General features: G+C 75.8%; 2 protein-coding genes. Both read right to left on the bottom strand.

All coding sequences use genetic code 11. The annotated features are described in order from the left end of the window. Positions 1 to 7: 7 nt before the first annotated feature. Positions 8 to 18,727, bottom strand: a complete 18,720-nt coding sequence (locus N6H00_RS35675) for a non-ribosomal peptide synthetase (RefSeq protein WP_268975993.1) — start codon at positions 18,725 to 18,727, stop codon at positions 8 to 10. A gap of 139 nt (positions 18,728 to 18,866) precedes the next feature. Then, a complete protein-coding gene (locus N6H00_RS35680; RefSeq protein ID WP_268975994.1) occupies positions 18,867 to 20,228 on the bottom strand; it encodes a serine hydrolase domain-containing protein in 1,362 nt (453 codons plus the stop codon). Positions 20,229 to 20,254 lie beyond the last annotated feature (26 nt).

The following is a 20,254-nucleotide window of genomic DNA, read 5'->3' on the forward strand; positions in this document are numbered from 1 at the left end:
TCCTTCCTCACCGTTCGTCGTGGTCGCTGCCGCCGAGCGCGGCGTCTTCGAGTTCGCGCAGGATGTGCTCCTCGACCAGGTCGGCGAGGGCGGAGACGGTGCGCGCGGTCAGGATGTCCCGGGGCGTCAGGTCGACGGCGAACGCCTCCTTGGCCCGGGAGGCGATCAGCAGACTGCGCACCGAGTCACCGCCCAGGGCGAAGAACTCGTCCTCCGCGCCGACCGGTGTGACCCCCAGCACCTCCGACCAGATCTCCGCGAGGACCTCCTCGGTCGGGGTGCGCGGGGCGATGTGGCCGGCCGGCGCGCGCACGGTGGCGGGGCCGGGCGCGGGCAGCGCCGCGCGGTCGGTCTTGCCGTTCTCGGTGAGCGGCAGCCGGTCCAGCACGACGAACGCCGACGGGACCATCGGGCCCGGAAGCGTCCGGCCCAGATGGGTGCGCAGCTCCGGGTCGGCCGGGGCGCCCGCCCCGGGCACGAGGACCAGATGGGCCACCAGCCGGCGCGCCCCGGGCTCGTCCTCCCGCACCGTCACCACGGCCTCCGCGACGGCGGGGTGGCCGCACAGGGCGGTCTCCACCTCACCGGCCTCGATGCGATGGCCGTGCAGTTTGAGCTGGTGGTCGACGCGCCCCAGGTGGTGCAGGCGGCCCCGGGCGTCGTAGCGGGCGAGGTCGCCGGTGCGGTACATCCGCGAGCCGGGCGGCCCGAAGGGGTCGGCCATGAAGCGGGCCGCGGTCAGTCCGGGGCGGCCCAGATAGCCGCGGGCCAGCGACGGGCCGCTGATCCACACCTCGCCGGGCACGCCCACCGGCACCGGGCGCAGCCGCGCGTCCAGCAGGTGGACACGGGTGTTGGGGAGGGGCCGCCCGATCGGCGGCGGGGCGCCGTCGGGGGCGAGCGGCTCGGACCAGGTGGCCACCACGGTGGTCTCGGTGGGCCCGTACGCGTTGATCATGCGGTGGTGCGGGGCCCAGCGGGCGGCGAGCTCCGCGCCGCAGGCGTCCCCTCCGACGATCAGCGTCCGCAGCTCGGGCAGCTCCCGTTCGGTGCCGGCGGGCAGGGTCGCCAGGGCGGCGGGCGGGATGAGGGTGTGGGTGATCCGCTGCCGCCGCAGGACGTCCGCGAGATGGCCGCCCAGTAGCGGACCGGGCTCGGGCACCACCAGGGCGGCCCCGGACGGCAGCGCCATGCACAGCTCCAGGACGGAGGCGTCGAAGCCGGGCGAGGAGAACGACAGGACCCGGTCGCCCGGCCGCACCCGGAAGTGCTCGGCCTCGGCGGCGGCGAAGCTCGCGATGCCGCGGTGGGTGACGACCACTCCCTTGGGGGTTCCGGTGGACCCGGAGGTGTAGATCACATAGGCCGGGTCGTCCGGGTGGACGGCGCGCGGGCGGTCCGCGTCCGTGGGGCGGTGGGCCGGTTCGTCCGGGGCCAGGATCTCGGCGGCCCGCTCGATCACCACGTGCGGGGCGGAGTCCTTGAGCATCAGCTCGACGCGCTCGGCCGGGTAGTCGGGGTCGATGGGCAGATAGCCGCCCCCGGCCTTGGCCACCGCGAGCCGGGCGACGACGGACTCCACCGACCGGGGCAGGACCAGCGCGACGATCCGCCCGGGGCCCACGCCCCGCCGGATGAGGCGGTGGGCGAGGCGGTTGGCGCGGGCGTCCAGCTCGGCGTAGGTCAGCCTCAGGTCCGGGGAGTCCACCGCCGGTGCGTCGGGCCGGCGGTCCGCCGCCGCCTCGAAGAGTTCGGCCAGGGTCGCGTGGGGCACCGGGCGGGCGGTGTCGTTCCAGTCCACCAGGAGCCGGCGGCGCTCGGCGGCCGGGAGGACGTCGATCCGGTCCGGCGGGGAGTCGTCGCCGGCCGTGGCGAGCGCGCCGAGGAGATGGCGGAGCCGGTCCGCGAGCGCCTCGGCGGTGGACTCCTCGAACAGCCGCGGGTCGTAGCCGAGTTCCACGGACAGTTCCGATCCGGGCGAGACCACCACGGTCAGCGCGTAGTTGGTGGACTCCAGGGCGTGCAGATCGCGCACCCGCAGCCCGTGCTCGGCCGCGGCGGCGCTGTTGATGGGGTAGTTCTCGAACACCACCAGGCTCTCGAACAGGTCCACCCCGCCCGGCACCTCGCTCCAGCCCTGGAGCTGGGCCAGCGACACATGGCCGAAGCCGCGCGCGTCCGCCTGCTCGGTCTGGAACTCCCGCAGCCAGGCGGCCGTGCCCACCGTGTCCGGCACCGTGCAGCGCACCGGGAGGGTATTGATGAAGATGCCGGTGATGTCGTCCGCGCCCGGCAGCTCCGTCGGCCGCCCGGAGACCGTCGCCCCGAAGCAGATGTCCGACTCGCCGCTCAGCCGGGAGATCAGCAGCGCCCAGGCGCCCTGCACGACGGTGTTGAGCGTGAGCCGGTGCCGTCGGGCGAAGTCCGTAAGGGCGGCGGTGTCCCGCTCACCGAGCCGGTGCGAGAGCCACCGGGAGGACCGGGTGGCCGGCTCCGGCGCCGGCCTGCGGTCGTAGGGGAGCGGAGTGGGGGTGGTGAAGCCCGCCAGGACCCGCCGCCAGTGCGCCTCGGCCCGCGTCCGGTCCTGACGGCCCAGCCAGGCCACGTAGTCCGCGAACGGCCGGCGGCCCGGCAGCCTCGGGCGCTCCCCGGCGGCCAGGGCGGCATGGGCGGCGAAGACGTCGCCGAGCACCTGGAAGACGCTCCACCCGTCCAGCAGCACATGGTGGAAGGTCCACACCACCCGCACCTCGGCGGGGGAGAGCCGGACCAGGGTGACGCGGAGCAGCGGGGCCGCGGTGAGATCGATCCCCCGGGCGCGGTCCTGATCCAGCAGCCGCTCCAGCGCGGCCGTCCGCTCGTCCTCGCCGAGGCCGCTCCAGTCGAGTTCCTCGACCGGTACGGCCGCGGTGCGGCGCACGATCATCAGCGGCTCGGTCACCCCGTGCACCACCACCTCGCCGCGCAGCACCGGGGTGCGGTCCACGACGTGCCGCCAGGCGGCGGCCAGCACGCCCAGGTCGCCCACCCCGTCCAGCACGAAGGTCGCCTGCTCCACATAGAGCCCCTGGTCGCGCTGGGCCAGTGCGTGGAAGACCAGCCCGGCCTGGGTCGGGGTCAGCGGATGGATCTCGGCCACGTCCCGGCCGTCGCCCGCCAGCCGGTCGACGGTCTCCTGGTCCAGGGCGGCCAGCGGGAAGTCCGAGGGCGTCCGTCCGCCCGCGCTGGGGCGGGTGCACAGCGCCACGATCGCCCGCAGCTCCGCCACCATCTCCTCGGCGAGCCGGCGCACCGTGGCGCGCCGGTGCAGCGACCGGGAGTAGGACCAGCTCAGCTCGAGCCGCCGGTCGGTCACCCGGCCGACCACATCGAGCAGATGCGGCCGGGGCGCCCGCGGGCTCATATCGCCCTCCAGACCGCCGGTCAGGGCGTGCAGCAGACCACCCGGCGCGGGCGGCTCCCAGTCCTGCTGCCCGAGGTAGTTGAAGCTGATCCTCGGTTCGGCGGGCAGGCCGGCGGGGGCCGCGCCGGACAGATGGCGCAGCGCCCCGTAGCCCAGGCCGTTCCCCGGAACCGCCCGCAGCCGCTCCTTGACGGCCTTCAGCGTCCGCTCCAGCTCCCCGTCGGCGGGCGCCTCCAGGACGACGGGGAACATGGTCGTGAACCAGCCGACCGTACGGGACAGATCGACCCCCTCGGCGATCTCCTCCCGGCCGTGCCCCTCCAGGGTCACCGCCACCCGGTCCCGGCCGGTCCAGCGGGCGAGCACCCGCCCCAGGGCGCACAGCAGGACGTCGTTGACCCGGGTCAGATACGCGCCCGGCACCTCCCGCAGCAGTGCCCGGGTCTCCTCGGCACCGAGTGAGACGGTCACCTCCTCCTCGAAGGCCGCGGTGTTGGGCCCCGCCCCGTCCGTGGGGAGGTCGGTGGGGACGTGGCAGGCCGCCCAGTGGTCGCGTTCGGCGTCGAAGCCCCCGGCGGCGGTGTGGTCGCTCAAGCGCCGCGCCCAGGTGCGGAACGACGTGGTCTTGGGGCCCGGCTCGGCGGCCCGGCCCGCCACGAGGCGCCGGTAGGCGGTGTCCAGGTCCTCCAGCACGATGCGCCAGGAGACCGCGTCGACCACCAGGTGGTGGGCCGTCAGCAGCAGCACGGGCCGGTTTCCCTCGCCGCGGGTGAAGAGCGCCGCGCGCAGCAGCGGTCCTACGGCCAGGTCGAATCCGGCCCGCATCCGCCCGGCCGTCTCCCGCAGCACCGCGTCCCGCCGCCCCGGCGGCACCGAGGACAGGTCGTGGACGTCGAGCGCCGGTTCCTCGGCGTCCGGCGGGGCGTTGTACTGGCGCACCGCGCCGTCCCCGGTCCGCTCGAAGCGCAGCCGCAGGGCGTCGTGGTGGGTCAGCACCGTGGCCAGGGCGGTGCGCAGCGCTCCCTCGTCCACCGGCGCGGTCAGCTCGGCCGTGACCGACTGGGTGAAGTGCTCCGGCGCCTCGGGCAGCCGCTCGAAGAGCCAGCGCTGGATCGGGGTCAGCGGCACCTCCCCGACCACCGGGCCCTGCTCGTGCGCGGCCGCCGCGGCCGGTGCCGCCGATGTGGCCGCGGCCAGGTCCGCCACGGTCTGGTGGACGAACAGGTGGCGCGGGGTCAGCTCGATCCCGGCCCGGCGGGCGGCGGAGACGATCTGGATGCTGAGGATGGAATCGCCGCCGAGGGTGAAGTAGTTGTCCTCCACGCCGACCCGCTCCACCCCGAGGACCTCCGCCCAGATGGCGGCGAGGGCCTTCTCGGTCTCCGTACGCGGCTCCACATGGCCGGCGGCGGGGGCCGACCAGACGGGTGCGGGCAGCGCCCGCCGGTCCAGCTTGCCGCTCGGCCCCAGCGGCAGCCGGTCCAGCACGACCACGGCCGAGGGGACCAGGTGGTCCGGCAGGCCGGTGGCGAGGAACGCGCGGAGCGCGGCGGTGTCCACCGGTGCCGAGCCGGGGGCCCGCACCACATAGCCGGCCAGGCGCTTGTGACCATCGGTCTCCACCACGGCCGCGGCCGCCTCGGCGACATCGGGGTGGCGCGCCAGCGCCGCCTCCACCTCGCCCAGCTCGATCCGGAAACCGCGCACCTTGACCTGGTCGTCGGTCCGGCCGAGGTACTCCAGCTGCCCCCGCTCGTCCCAGCGGACCAGGTCGCCGGTGCGGTACATCCGGCTGCCCGCGGGGCCGTACGGATCGGCGGTGAACCGCTGCGCGGTGAGCCCCGGCCGGCCGAAGTAGCCCCGGGCCAGGCCCGGCCCGGCCAGATACAGCTCGCCCGGCACACCGACCGGTACCGGCCGCAGCCGCGCGTCCAGGGCGTAGGCGCGGGTGGCCGCGACCGGGGCGCCGATGGGCGGGGTGCGGTCGGGGTCGGCGGGGTCACAAATCCACGCGGTGGCGTAGACGGTCGCCTCGGTGGGGCCGTAGATGTTCGCCACCCGGCAGCCGGGGACGGCCGCGCGGACCTCCTGGACGGTGCGGGCGGCGAGCCCCTCGCCCGCCAGCACCACGGTGCCGGCCCGCACCGCCACCGACCCCTTGCCGAGCACCTGCCCGAGCGCCGAGGGCACGGCGCTGATCAGGCTCGCCGTCCAGGGTTGCGTGCGCTCGGCCAGGGTGAGCAGATCACGGACGATCTCGACGGAGCCGCCGGCCAGCAGCGGGCAGAGGATCTCGAAGACCGACACGTCGAAGTTGAGCGAGGTCGAGGCCACCACATGGGCGAGCCCCTGGGCGCCGAACTCCTCCCGTGCCCAGGCGGCCAGCGCGGCCACGCTCCGATGGGTGATCACGACGCCCTTGGGCACCCCCGTCGACCCCGAGGTGTGGATGACGTACGCCGGATGGCCGGGGTCCAGCGGGCCGCGCCGCTCGGCGTCGCCGACGTCCCCGGCCGGCAGCCGCGCCAGCCGCCGGCCGCACTCCGCGCCGTCCAGCAGGATCCGGCCGCCCGGCCCGGCGGGCACGCGGTCCGCCGACTCCCCGGTGGTCACCACCGTGTCCGGGGCGATGTCGCCCAGCATGAAGGCGATGCGCTCGGCCGGATACGCCGGGTCGACCGGGAGATAGGCCGCCCCGCTCTTGAGCACCGCCAGCACGGCCACCACCAGCTGAGGTGTGCGCGGCAGCGCCAGGGCCACGAAGCGCTCCGGGCCGGCGCCCGAGGCGATCAGCAGCCGGGCGAGCCGGTTGGCGCGCTCGTTCAGCTCCCGGTAGGTCAGCGGTCCGCCGTCGCCCAGCACCGCCACCGCGTCCGGGGTACCGGCCGCCCGCGCCTCGAAGAGCGCGGGCAGCACCGTGTGCGGCGCGGCCGCGACCGGGCCGCTGAACTCCTCGAGGATCGCGCGCGCAGCGGCCTCGCCGATCAGCGGCAGTTCGTCCAGCCGGCGCTCCGGACCGGCCGCCATCTGCTCCAGCAGCTCCCGCAGACAGCCGCCCAGCCGCTCGATCGTCGGGGCGTTGAAGGCCGCCGGGTCGTAGTCCAGCGAGATCGACAGCCGCTCCTCGGGCGCCACCACCACGCTGAGCGGATAGCTGGTGGGCTCCAGGTCCCGCTCCTGCCGCAGGCCCAGGCCGTGCGCCGCGATGGCCTCGCCGTCGAACGGGTAGTTCTCGAAGACCACGATGGAGTCGAAGAGGTTCACCCCGCCGGGCACCTCGCTCCAGCCGCCCAGCTGGGCCAGGGACACGAAGTCGAAGAGCCGGGCCTCGGACTGCGCCGACTGGAGCTCCCGCAGCCACGGGAGCAGCGGACTGCCGCCCGCCACCCGCACCCGGGTGGGGACGGTGTTGATGAACACCCCGACCATGGACTCGACGCCCGGCAGCGCGGCCGGCCGCCCCGAGACGGTGGTGCCGAAGCACACGTCGTCGGTCCCGCCGTACCGGGACAGCAGCAGCGCCCAGGCGCCCTGCACCACCGTGTTCATGGTCAGCCCGGCCCGCCGCGCGGCCGTCCGCAGCCGGGCGGACTCCTCGGCGCCGAGAGTGACCCGGTGCGAGCCCGACGAGGCGCTGCGGTGCGCCCCCGACGGGGGCCGGTCCCACGGCAGCCCGGTGGGCGAGGTGAACCCCGCCAGCGCCGTACGCCAGTACCGCTCGGCCTCCGCGGTGTCCTGCTCGCCGAGCCAGCCGAGGTACTCGCGGAACGGACGCCGGGCGGGCACCACCGGCGTCCGGCCCGCGGTGAGCGCCGCGTATCGCTCGCACACCTCGTCGAAGACCTGCGCCGCGCTCCAGCCGTCGAGCAGCACATGGTGGAAGGTCCAGACGATCCGCACCTCCTCGGCGGACAGCCGGATCAGCGCCAGCCGCATCAGCGGCGCGGTGGCCAGGTCGATCCCCTCGGCCCGGTCCTGGTCGAGCAGACGGCGCAGCTCGGCCTCGCGCCACTCCTCGGGCCGCCGCCTCCAGTCGTGGTGGACGATCCGGGGGGCCGCCCGGCCCATCACGACCTGGAGCGGCTCCGGGGTGTCCGCCCACACCAGACGGGTGCGCAGGATGGGGTTGGCGGCCACCGTGCGCCGCCACGCGGTGTCCAGCGCCCGTGGATCGCCCACCCCGGTCAGCGTCAGCTGGACCTGGTTGACATAGGCGTCCGACGCCGGCTCCATCAGCCCGTGGAACAGCATCCCGGCCTGCATCGGGGTCAGCGGATAGATGTCCTCGACGGCCCGGCCGTCGCCGGCGATCCGGTCCACCGCCGCCTGGTCCAGCCGGGCCAGCGGGAAGTCCGACGGGGTACGGCCGCCGGCCGCGGGGCCGGCGCAGTGGCCGATGATCTCCTCCAGGGCGCCGAGCATGGCCCGCGCCAGCCCGGTCACCGTCTCCTCGGTGTGCGTCCCCGTGCCGTAGTACCAGGTGATCTCCAGGCACCGCCGCTCCACCCGGCCCACCACGTCCAGCAGATGCGCCCGGACGGTGTCGGGCGCGGCGTCACCGCCCAGCCCGCCGCGTACGGTGCGGACCAGACCGGTGTCCGCACCGGCCGCCCAGTCGAACTGCCCGAGGTAGTTGAAGCTGATGCCGGGCTCCGCCGCCTCCCCGAGCCCCGAGGCCGGGGCCAGATGGCGCAGCGCGCCGTAGCCGATGCCGCGGGCCGGCACCGCCCGCAGCTGTTCCTTGACGGACTTCAGCGTCTCGCCCCAGCCGCCGTCCTCGGGCAGGTCGAGGGCGACCGGATACAGGCTGGTGAACCAGCCGACGGTGCGGGACAGGTCCACCCCGTCCAGCAGATGCTCCTCCCGGCCGTGGCCCTCCAGGTCCACGGCGACCCGGCGCCGCCCGGTCCAGTGGCCGAGCACCCGGCCCAGCGCGGCGAGCAGCACGTCGTCCACCCGGGTGCGGTAGACCCCGGGGACCTGCCGCAGCAGGGCGTCGGTCCGCTCCCGGTCCAGCCGGACGGTGACCGACGCCATGGACGCCACCGTGTTGTCCCCCTCGCCGTCGCCGTCCAGGGGTAGCCGCGCCGCGCACTCCTGCGCCACCGCCCGCCAGTGGGGGAGTTCGGCGTCGAAACCGCCGGCGGCGGTGTGTGCGGCCAGCCGCCGCGACCAGTCGCGCACCGAGGTGGTGCGGGGGCCGAGGTCGGCCCGTCCGCCCGCGAGCACCTGCTGGTAGGCGGTGTTCAGATCCTCCAGCAGCACCCGCCAGGAGACCCCGTCCACCACCAGGTGGTGGGCGGTCAGGAAGAGCGTGGGCCGCCGCCCCGCTCCGGACCGGAACAGCCGCGCGGCCAGCAGCGGTCCCCGCGCCAGGTCGAACCCGGCCTGCGCCTCGGCCATCGCCGCGTCCTCGGCGGCCCGCCGCTCCCGCGCGCCCAGCCCCGACAGGTCGTACTCCCGCAGGGGCGCCGGGGCCGCCGGGTCCGGCGCCGGGCAGTACGGGCGCAGGCTCCCGTCCGCGCCGGGCGTGAACCGCGTCCGCAGCGCGTCATGGTGGACCAGCAGCGCCTCCAGCGCCGCGCGGAGCGCACCGGGGTCCGGGTCCCGGTGCAGTTCGACGACCACGGACTGGTTGAAGTGGCCGGGCCGGCCCGGCCGCATGGCGAGGAACCAGTGCTGGATCGGGGTGAGCGGCAGCTCGCCGGTCACCGGTCCGGTGTCGGCGGCGGGTGGCGCGGTGGGGGTGGCGACGGCGGCGAGCGAGGCGATGGTGGGGTGCCGGAACAGCTCCCGGGGGGTGAGGGCCAGCCCCGCCTGCCGGGCGCGGGAGGCCACCTGGATGCTGAGGATCGAATCCCCGCCCAGCTGGAAGAAGTCGTCCTCCGCGCCGATCCGCTCCCGGCCCAGCAGGGTGCCCCAGATCTCCGCGAGGGCCCGCTCGGCATCGGTACGGGGCGCCACGTACCGCGCCGTCCCGGCCGCCGGATCGGGCGCGGGCAGCCGGCGGCGGTCCACCTTGCCGTTGCGGGTGAGCGGCAGCGCGTCGAGGGTGACGAACACCGCGGGCACCATGTAGTCCGGCAGCACAGCGCCCAGGAAGGACCGCAGCTCCTCGGCCCCGGGCGGCGCGCCCCCGCCGGCCGGCACCACATAGCCGGTCAGCAGCGCGCGCCCGCCCGCGCGGGAGAGCGTCACGACCGCCTCCGCCACGGCCTCGTGGCGGGCCAGCGCGGTCTCGATCTCCCCCGGCTCGATACGGAAGCCCCGGACCTTCAGCTGGTCGTCGGCGCGGCCCACGAAGCGCAGTTCACCGCCGTCGGTCCAGGCCACGATGTCCCCGGTGCGGTACATCCGGGAGCCGGGCGGCCCGTACGGATCGGCCAGGTACCGCTCGGCGGTGGCGCCGGGGCGGCCGTGGTAGCCGCGCGCCACCCCGGCGCCCGCGATGTGCAACTCCCCGGGGATGCCGGGCGGTTGCGGCTGGAGGGCGCCGTCGAGGACGTAGACGCGGGTGTTGTCCAGCGGCCGTCCGATGGGCAGCGCGGGTGGCAGCTCCTCCCCGGCGCGGAACGGGCGCCGGGTGGCGAACGTCGTGGTCTCGGTGGGCCCGTAGCCGTCCACCACCGTCAGCTCCGGGCAGGCCGCGAGCACCCGGCGCACCGCGGCGGCGGGCACCGCCTCACCGCCGGTCCACACCTCCCGGGCGCCCCGCAGACAGTCCGGCGCCTCCTGCGCGAGCAGCCGGAACAGCCCCGCGGTCAGCCACAGGCAGCTCACCTTGTGCACCCCGATCGCCCGGCGCACGGTGTCCGCGTCCAGCTCCCCGGCGGGCGCCAGCACCGCCCGGCCGCCGCGCAGCAGCGGCACCCACAGCTCATAGGTGGAGGCGTCGAACGCCTGGGGCGAGTGCACCAGCACCCGGTCGTGGGCCGCGAACGCGCGGTCCGCGACGAGGGCGGTCACATCGCGGTGGCGCACCGCGACCCCCTTGGGCCGCCCGGTGGAGCCGGAGGTGAACATCAGGTACAGGGCGTTGTCGGGGGAGAGCGCCACGTGCGGCGGCCGCGACGGGCCGTCGTCGTCGCCTCCGCCGCCGGACTCCACCACCAGGGTCCGCCCGGCGGCCGCGATGTCCGCCGCCGTGCGCTGCCAGGCCCGGTCGGTCAGCAGCACCTCCGCTCCCGCCTCCGCCAGCACCCCGCGCAGCCGGTCCCCGGGGGCGCGGGTGTCCAGCGGTACGTACACCCCGCCGGCCTTGACGACCGCCAGCAGCGCCACCACCAGTGCCACGGACCGGTCCATCAGCACGGCCACCGGGCGCTCCGGTCCGACGCCGTGTGCGACGAGCCGGTGGGCCAGCCGGTTGGCGCGCGCATCCAGCTCCCGGTAGCTCACCGGGCCGTCCGCGCCGTCCAGGGCCGTCGCGTCCGGCGCGCACCGCACCCGGTCGGCGAACAGCCCGGCCACCGTGGCCTCGGTCAGCGGGACGGCGGTGTCGTTCCACTCGTGGAGCACCTGGCGGCGGCGTTCGGGGGTGAGCATCGGCAGCCGCGCGGGCGCCCGGTCCGGGCCGTCGGCCATGGCCGTCAGCACCACCGTCAGCTGCTCCGCCATCCGCCGGACGGTGGCCTCCTGGAACAGCGCCGGGTCGTAGCCGAGCCGCAGGCCCAGCTCCGCACCGGGGTAGACCACCAGGGACAGCGGGTAGTTGGTGGTCTCCACGCCTTCCAGCTCCCGCAGGGCGAGGCCGTGCGCGGCGGCGAGGTCCCCGCCGACCGGATAGTTCTCGAAGACCACGAGGGAGTCGAAGAGGTTCACCCGCTCGGGCAGACCGGTGAAGGACCGCAGCCGGGTGAGCGGCACGAAGTCGAACCGCCGGTCCTCGGTCTGCCCGGCCTGCACCGCGCTCAGCCACGCCGTGAGGGTGGCACCGGCCGGCACCGTGAGCCGGGTCGGCACGGTCGTGATGAACAGTCCGTTCATCGACTCCACGCCCAAAAGCTCCGGGGGCCGCCCGGAGACCGTGGTCCCGAAGACGACGTCGTCGCGGCCGGACTGCCGGGCCAGCAGCAGCGCCCACGCCCCCTGCACCACGGTGTTCAGGGTGAGCCCCGCGCCCCGGGCCAGGGCGCCCAGCCGGCGGGTGGTGTCGGCGGACAGGGTGACGCGGAGGCCCTCGGTGGACTCGGCGCGGTGGGTCTCGGTGGGCTCCCGGTCGTACGGCAGCGGGGTGGGCTCGGTGAGGCCGGCGAGCCGGGCCCGCCAGTGCTCCTCGGCCCGGACCTCGTCGCGCTCCCGCAGCCACGCCACATAGTCGCCGAACGGGCGGCGGCCGGGCAGATCGGAGGCCATGGCCGGGCCGGACACGCCCTCGCGCGCGCGAGCGTGGCAGTGGAAGACGTCGGAGAGCACCTGGAAGAGGCTCCAGCCGTCCAGGATCAGATGGTGGAAGGTCCACACCACCTGGACCTCGGTGTCCGACAGACGGGCCAGCGCCAGCCGCGTCAGCGGTGCGGTGGCCAGGTCCACACCGCGCTCCCGGTCCGCGGCGAGGAATCTGCGCAAGCGCTCCCGCCGCTCGTCCGGTCCGGACAGCCGGCGCCAGTCGAGCAGGGTCACCGGGATCCGGGCCCCGCGCTCCACCACCTGGACCGGCTCGGGCACCCCGTCCCACACCGCGCGGGCGCGCAGCACCTGCGTTGCGTCGGCGACCCGCTGCCAGGCCGCGGCCAGCGCCGCCGGATCGGGCACCCCGTCCAGGACGAAGGTGAGCTGCTGGACGTAGGCGCGCCGGTCGTCCTGGGCCAGGGAGTGGAACAGCATGCCCGCCTGGGTGGGGGTGAGCGGGTAGATGTCCTCCACCGTGCTGCCGTCCCCCGCCAGCCGGTCCACGGTGGCCTGGTCGAGGGCGGCGAGCGGGAAGTCGGAGGGGGTGCGGCCGCCCGCGCCGGGCGCGCTGCCGTGCCGGGCGATCTCGCACAGCGCCGCGCGGAACTCCTCGGCGAGCCGCCCGACCGTCTCCGCCCGGTGCAGGTTCTGTGAGTAGAACCAGGTGAAGACCAGGACGCCGTCCTCGACCCGGCCCACCACCTCCAGCGGATGCGGGCGCGCCGCGGCCGGGTCGGCGTCCAGGGACAGTTCCCGGGCAAGGCCGCGGAAGAGCCCGTCGTCACCGCCCGGCGGCTCGAACCGGCCGAGGTAGTTGAAGCTGATCCCGGCCGTGGGACCGTCGGCCAGGCCCGCGCCGCCGAGCAGATGGCGCCGCACCCCGTAGCCCAGACCGCGCCGCGGCACGGCCCGCATCTGCTCCTTGACGGACTTCAGCACCTCGCCCCAGCCGCCCTCCGGCAGGTCGAGCGCCACCGGGAAGCGGGTGGTGAACCAGCCGACCGTACGGGAGAGGTCCAGGTCCGCGAAGAGTTCCTCGCGGCCGTGGCCCTCCACGTCCACCGGGACCCGGTCCCGTCCGGTCCAGCGGTGCAGCACCCGGGCCAGCGCGCTCAGCAGCACGTCGTTCGCCTGTGTCCGGTAGACCTCGGGCAGCGTCTGGAGCAGCGTGGCCGTCTGGTCCGGGCCGAGCCGGACGGTGACCGACCGGGCCGAGGCATAGGTGTTGGCCCCCTGGCGGTCCGTCGGCAGCGAGGGGTCACCGGCCCCGGCCGGGCCGGTCCAGTACGCCTCCTCGTCGGCGAACCCCCCGCCTCGGGCGTGGGCGTTCAGCCGCAGCGCCCAGTGGCGCAGCGGGGAGGACTTGGGCGGAAGCCCGGCCCCGTCGGCCCCGGCTCCCTCGGTTTCGGCCTCCTCGGCGCCGGCTTCCTCGGTTTCGGCCCCCTGCCGGCGGGCGCCGTAGGCGTTGCTCAGGTCCTCCAGCAGCACGCGCCAGGACACCCCGTCCACCACCGCGTGGTGGACGGTGAGGTGGAGAACCGGCCGTTGCCCTGCGCCCCGGTCGAGCACCGCGCGCATCAGCGGCCCCTCGGCCAGGTCGAAGCCGCCCAGATGCGCGCCGCCGGTCATAAGCGGTACGCGGACGGCCCCCGCCTCCTCGATCCGCTGGTACCAGCCGTCGCCCCGCCGGTGGAACCGGGAGCGCAGGGCGTCATGGTGGGCCACCAGCGCGTCCAGGGCGTGGCGCAGCGCGTCCTCGTCCAGGTCCTCGGGCAGCACCAGGGAGATCGTCTGGTTGAAGTGCCCGGCCCGCTCGGGGTCGCGGGTGAACAGCCAGTGCTGGATCGGGGTCAGCGGCAGCTCACCGGTGGCCCTCGCGTCCCCGTCGGAGCCGGGCCGCCCGGCCGGGGCCGCGGTGGTGTCCAGGTGCAGGGCCAGCGCGGCGACCGTCTGGTGGCGGTGGACATCGCGCGAGGTGACCGCGAGGCCGGCCCGCCGGGCCTGGGAGACCAGCTGGATGCTGAGGATCGAATCGCCGCCGAGGGAGAAGAAGTTGTCCTCCACCCCCACCCGCGCCACCCGCAGGACCCGCGCCCAGACCGTGGCCAGGGTCCGCTCGGTGGCGGTCCGGGGCGCCACATAGCCCGGTGCCGCGGCCTCGGTCCAGTCCGGTTCGGGCAGCCGGCCGCGGTCCAGCTTGCCGTTGGGGCCCAGCGGCATCCGCTCCAGGACCAGGACGGCCGCGGGCACCATGTAGTCGGGCAGCGAACGCCGCAGGAACCGCCGCAGCCCCGCCGGGTCCGGTGCGGTGCCGGCGGCGGCCACCACATAGGCGATCAGCCGCTGGTGACCGTCCGTCTCGCGGGCCACCGCGGCCGCCTCGGCGATGTCGGGGTGGCGCAGCAGCGCCGTCTCCACCTCGCCCAGTTCGATGCGGAAGCCGCGGATCTTCACCTGGTCATCGGCCCGGCCCAGGTACTCCAACGCACCGTCGGCGGTCCAGCGGACCAGGTCGCCGGTGCGGTACATCCGGCTGCCGGGCGGCCCGAAGGGGTCGGCGACGAACCGCCGGGCGGTCAGACCGGGCCGCCGCAGATAGCCCCGGGCCAGGCCCTGCCCGCCCAGATACAGCTCACCGGTCACCCCGGGCGGCACCAGCCGGAGGGTGGGGTCCAGGACGTAGGCGCGGGCGCCCGCGACCGGCCGGCCGATCGGCGGGGCCTGCGGCGGCGCCTCGCCGTCGCAGAACCAGGCGGTGGCGTACACCGTCGCCTCGGTCGGCCCGTACAGATTGGCGATCCGGCAGGACGGCACGGCCCGGCGGATGTCCCGTACGGTCTGCGCGGGCAGCGCCTCGCCCGCCAGCACGACGGTCCGGGCCGCGGCCGCCGAGGGGTCCTCGCCCAGCAGCCGGGAGAACACCGAGGGCACCCCGCTGAGCAGCCCCTTCGCCCGCGGCCGCCCCTCGGGGTCGGTGAGGGCGAGCAGGTCCCGCACCACTTCGACGCTGCCGCCGGCCAGCAAGGGGCAGAGGATCTCGAACACCGACACATCGAAGTTGAGTGAGGTGGCGGCGACCACATCGGTCAGCCCCTCCTGCCCGAACTCCGCCTCGGCCCAGGCCGCGAGCCCCGCCACACCGCGGTGGGTGGCCACCACGCCCTTCGGCCGGCCGGTCGACCCCGAGGTGTAGATGACGTACGCGGGATGGGCCGGGTGCAGCGGACGGGTCCGTTCGGCGTCGGTGAGGTCGCCGTCCGCGAGGCCGTCCAGCTCGGCGCGGACCGCCGGGTCGTCCAGCACCAGCCGTTCGGCGTCGGCGGGCAGCGCGCCGGCCGCCCCGGTGGTGGTGAGGATCGTCGAGGGCGCGGCGTCGGCCAGCATGAGCGCGATGCGCTCGGCCGGATAGCCGGGGTCCACCGGCAGATATCCGGCGCCCGCCTTGAGCACCGCCAGCAGGACGACGGCGAGCTCGGCCGAGCGGGGCAGGGCCAGGGCCACCAGCCGCTCGGGACCGGCGCCCCGGGCGATCAGCAGCCGGGCCAGCCGGTTGGCGCGCCGGTTCACCTCGTCGTAGGAGAGGCTGGTCGCCCCGCAGGTCACGGCGGTGGCCGTGCGGCGCCGCACCACCTGGGCGGCGAACAGAGCGGGCAAGGTGGTTTCGACGGCCGGCTGGTGGGGTCCGTTCCAGGCGTCGAGCAGGGCATGCCACTCGGCGTCGGCCAGCATCCGCAGCTCGGCCAGGGTGGCGCCCGGATCGGCCACCATGGCGGTCAGCAGCCGGTGCAGATGCCCGGCCATCCGCTCGATCGTGGCGGCCTCGAACAGATCGGAGTTGAACTCGACGGTCAGCCCCAGCGAGCCGTCGTCGCGGGGCGAGAACTCCAGCACCAGGTCGAAGCGCGCGGCGGGGCGCGGCAGCGGGTGCTCGGTGATCCGCACACCCGCCGCCTCCTGGGCGGGCACCATGGCGCTCTGCTGGACGACCAGCGCCTGCACCAGCGGATTGCGGCTGGGGTCGCGGCGCGGGGCCAGCTCCTCGACGACCCGCTCGAACGGCAGCCGGTCATGGGCGAAGGCGTCCAGCACCGTCTCGCGCATCGCGTCCAGGAACCGCTCGACCGTGCTGTCCGCGTCGACGTCGGCGCGCAGCACCAGGGTGTTGACGAAGAATCCGGCGACCGACTCCAGCTCCGTGCGGTGGCGTCCGGCGGTGACGGTGCCGAAGGCGATGTCCCGCTGGCCCGAGTAGCGGGCGAACAGCACCGCGACGGCGGCCGCGAGCAGCGTGAACGGTGTGGTGTCCCGCTGCCTGCCGAGCCGGGCCAGCCCCGCCAACAGCTCGGCGGGCAGCTCATGGCGGTGCACCGCGCCCGCCGTGGTGCGCACCGGCGGCCGGGGCCGGTCGGTGGGCAGCTCCAGCGTCTGCATCCCGGCGAGCCGGTCCCGCCAGTACGCCAGGTCGGCGTCCTGGCGGGCGTGGGCGGGGCGGCTCCGCTCCCAGACCGCGAAGTCCGGGTACTGGAGCGCGGGCCCGGGGAGCCCGGCATCGTCTCCGGACACCTCGGCGGCGTAGAGCGCGGCCAGTTCGCGCACCAGCAGTCCGACCGACCAGCCGTCGGTGACGATGTGATGCTGCGCCAGCAGCAGGACATGGTCCGCGTCGCCGAGCCGGATCAGCAGCGCCCTGGTCAGCGGCCCCCGCTGAAGGTCGTAGGGGCGGCTCAGCTCCTCGGCCAGCGTGTGCTCCAGCGTCTCGGCGCGCCGCCGCGCCGGATGCCCGCCGAGGTCGATCCGGTCCAGGGGGACGGTCCCGTGCTCGGCCACCCGCTGCACACCGTGCCCGTCCACGGTGGCGAAGGTGGTGCGCAGGGCGTCGTGGCGGGCGGCGAGCCGGTCCAGCGCCCGGCGCAGCGCGGCCGGGTCCAGCGGGCCGTCGAGCCGCAGCCCGGCCCCGGTGTTGTACTCGGTTCCGCCGGAGGTCAGATCGTCCAGGAACCACAGCCGCCGCTGGGCGGAGGACAGCGGCAGCGGACCCCCGCGCGGCGCGGGCGGGATCGGCTGCTCTGACACCTCTGCCGCCTCGCCCGCTTGGGACGGGCCGGCGGCCCCGGCGGCCCCGGCGGGCAGCCGGCCGGCCAGTCGCGCCACCGTCCCGGCGTCGAGCAGGTCGCGCAGCGAGAGCTCCACGCCCAGTTCGGCCCGGACGCGGGCCAGCAGCCGCACCCCGAGGAGGGAGTCGCCGCCCAGGCCCAGGAAGTCGTCCGTCACGCCCACGGTGTCCACCGGCAGCACCTCGGCCCAGATGCGGGTCAGGGTCTCCTCGGCCGGGGTGCGCGGGGCGACATGGCGTACGTCGCCGTCCGGCGCGGAGCGCGGGGCGGGCAGCGCCTGCCGGTCGATCTTGCGGTGCGGGGTGAGGGGGAACGCGTCCAGCACCACATACGCGGACGGCACCATATGCGCCGGCAGCACCCGGGCCGCCGCGGCCCGCACCTCCGCGACCCTCGGCGGAGTCCCTCCGCTGGGCGGCACCACATAGCCGACCAGCCGCTTCCGACCGGGCTCGTCCTCCCGTACGGTGACCACGGCGGCGCCCACCCCGGGATGCCGGGCCAGCGCGGCCTCCACCTCGCCCAGTTCGATGCGGAAGCCGCGTAACGCGACCTGGTGGTCGGCCCGGCCGAGGAATTCCAGCGCACCGTCGGCGGTCCAGCGGGCCAGATCGCCGGTGCGGTACATCCGGGAGCCGGGCGGGCCGAAGGGGCAGGCGGTGAAGCGCTCGGCGGTCAGCCCCGGCCGGTCGAGATAGCCGCGGGCCACCCCGGCGCCGCTGATCCACAGCTCACCGGTGGTGCCGACCGGCACCGGCCGCGCCGCCCCGTCCAGCACGAACACCCGGGTGTTGGGCAGCGGACGGCCGATCGGCGGGGCGCCGGAGCCCGCCGCCAGGGCGTCCGTCCAGGTGGCCACGACCGTGGCCTCCGTCGGACCGTAGGAGTTGACCAGCCGCCGGCCCGGCGCCCACAGGTCCACCAGATCGGCGGGGCAGGACTCCGCGCCCACGATCACGGTGCGGAGGCCGGGCAGCCCGTCGTGGAGCTCCTCCGGGGGTACGGTGGCCAGCGCCGCCGGGGGGATCAGGGCATGGGTGACCCGCCGCTCCCGCAGCACCGCGGCCAGTTCGGCGCCCAGCAGGGGCCCCTCGGGGGGCACCACCAGCGCCGCCCCGGCGAGCAGGGAGGAGCACAGCTCCAGCACGGAGGCGTCGAAACTCGGTGAGGAGAACTGGAGCACCCGGTCGCCCGGCCGGACCCGGTAGTGGGCCGTGGCCGCGGCCGAGAAGTTGCCCAGCCCGGCGTGCGGCACCAGCACACCCTTGGGCACCCCCGTGGACCCGGAGGTGTAGATGACATACGCGGGGTGCCCGGGGAGCAGCGGGCCGAGCCGGTCCCCGTCGCCGGGCGCGTGGTCGGGCCCGGCCCCGGCCGCCGCCTCCCGGATCAGCCGCGGGTCGTCCAGCACGGCCACCGGCCGGGCGTCGGCCAGCATCATGGCGCGGCGCTCCTCGGGGTGCGCCGGGTCGATCGGCAGATAGGCCCCGCCGGCCTTCGCCACCGCGAGCTCGGCCACCACCAGTTCGGCGGAGCGGGGCAGCACCAGGGCCACCACGCGCTCGGGGCCCACGCCCTGCCCGATGAGGCGGTGGGCCAGCCGGTTCGCCCAGACCTCGACCTCGCCGAAGGACCACTCGCGGTCGTCCGCCAGCAGGGCCGGCGCGTCCGGGGTGCGCTCGGCCCATACGGCGAACAGCTCGCCGAGCGGTGCGCGCGAGACGGCACGGTCGGTGGCGTTCCACGCCGCCGGGGGCAGGTCCGCGGCGCCGGGGGGTGTGGACACCGCACCGGATGAGGTCTGGTGGTGGTCGGTCATGGTGGATCGGGGCCCTTCAGAGCGGTTGAACGGGCGGGTGTGCGAGGGCTGGGGCCGTGCGGCCGCCGAGCCGGGGCGCCCGCACCCGGCCGGGGGAGATGTGGGGAGACGGCCGGGCGGCGTGAGGGGTGGGGGACCCTCAGACCAGGGCGCTTTTCCGGGCCATCCGGCCCGAGAGCTGAATCCGGTCGACGGCGCCGGTCCGCGGATCGCGGACGAAGCGTCCGCCGGGAATCCGGCGTCCGGTGGACGGGTCCACCAGATCGCAGGTGAGGTCCTCGTGGCAGACCAGTGGCGCGGGGAGGTCGCCGTCCACGGACACGGCGAGGCCGCCGCCGTCGCCGATGGTCACCTGGTACTCGATGTCGCCGTTGAGGTAGATGCCGGTGCACTGCGAGGTCGCGGCCATGGGGGTGGCCGGGCGGCGCGGGGCCGGGGTGGCGGGCACCCGGATGCCGGTGGTCTCCTCGAGGACGCCGGTCAGTTCGTCCCACAGCCCGGTGCCGCTGCCCGCGTTGGCGGTGAAGGCCACCACCACCCCCGTGGCGGGGTCGGCCCGCAGGTGGCAGCAGGTGCCCTGGGCGTTGCCGTCATGCCCGAACCACAGCGCCTCGCCGCGCCGGAAGAGCGCCCACCCCAGCCCCCAGCCGTCGGCCAGCACACCGGGGTCGGCGCCGGGCACGGGCCGGCGCATCTCCTCGGCCAGCTCGCGGGGCAGCGACCCCGGGGAGCCGTCGCCCAGATGGGCCCGGCCCAGCGCCACCAGATCGAGCGCCCCGGCCCGCAGCGCACCGGCCGCGGCCTCGGCGGGGGCGAGGTTCTGCCGTACCGGCATGGTCCGGCCCGTCACCGTATTGGCCGAGTGGCCGCGCGCCGTGGGCCGGTGCGGGGGGCCGGCCACGCCGATGAAGGACGGCACGGTGCCCAGCGGAGCGAGCAGGATCGACCGCACGGCCTCCTGCCAGCTCATCCCGGTGACCGTCTCGATCAGCCGGCCCGCCGCCACATAGCCCGCGTTGGAGTAGGAGAAGTCCGTCCCCGGGGGCATCACCAGGGTGCGGTCGGTGCAGTGGTCCAGCAGATAGCGGGCGGCGGTCACCGAGGCCACCTGGTCGGAGTCGGGCCCGGACGGCAGCCCCGCGGTGTGGCTGAGCACCTGGCGCACCGTGCACGGCGGACCGGCCCGCCGCAGCTCCGGCACATGGTCGCCGAGCCGGTCGTCCAGCTCCACATCACCGTCGGCGACCAGGAGCATCACCACGGTCGCGGTGTACGCCTTGGTGACCGAGCCGATCGGCACGGCGGTGTCGGCGGTGAACGGCTCCCCGGTGTCCGCGTCCAGTACGCCGGTCTGCACGGCGAGCGTCGAACCGCCGCCGTGCACGGCGAGTTGGGCCCCGGGCACCCGATGGGCGCGGGCCAGGGCGGTCAGGCGCTCCTCGAGGACGCGGCGTATCTTCGACCGCTCCTCGCCGGACGGTGCCGGGGTCGGATGTAACACGGTGCACTCCTTGCCGGGGGACGGGA

It is taken from the genome of Streptomyces sp. S465, from assembly GCF_026898115.1.
GTDB lineage: Bacteria > Actinomycetota > Actinomycetes > Streptomycetales > Streptomycetaceae > Streptomyces > Streptomyces luomodiensis.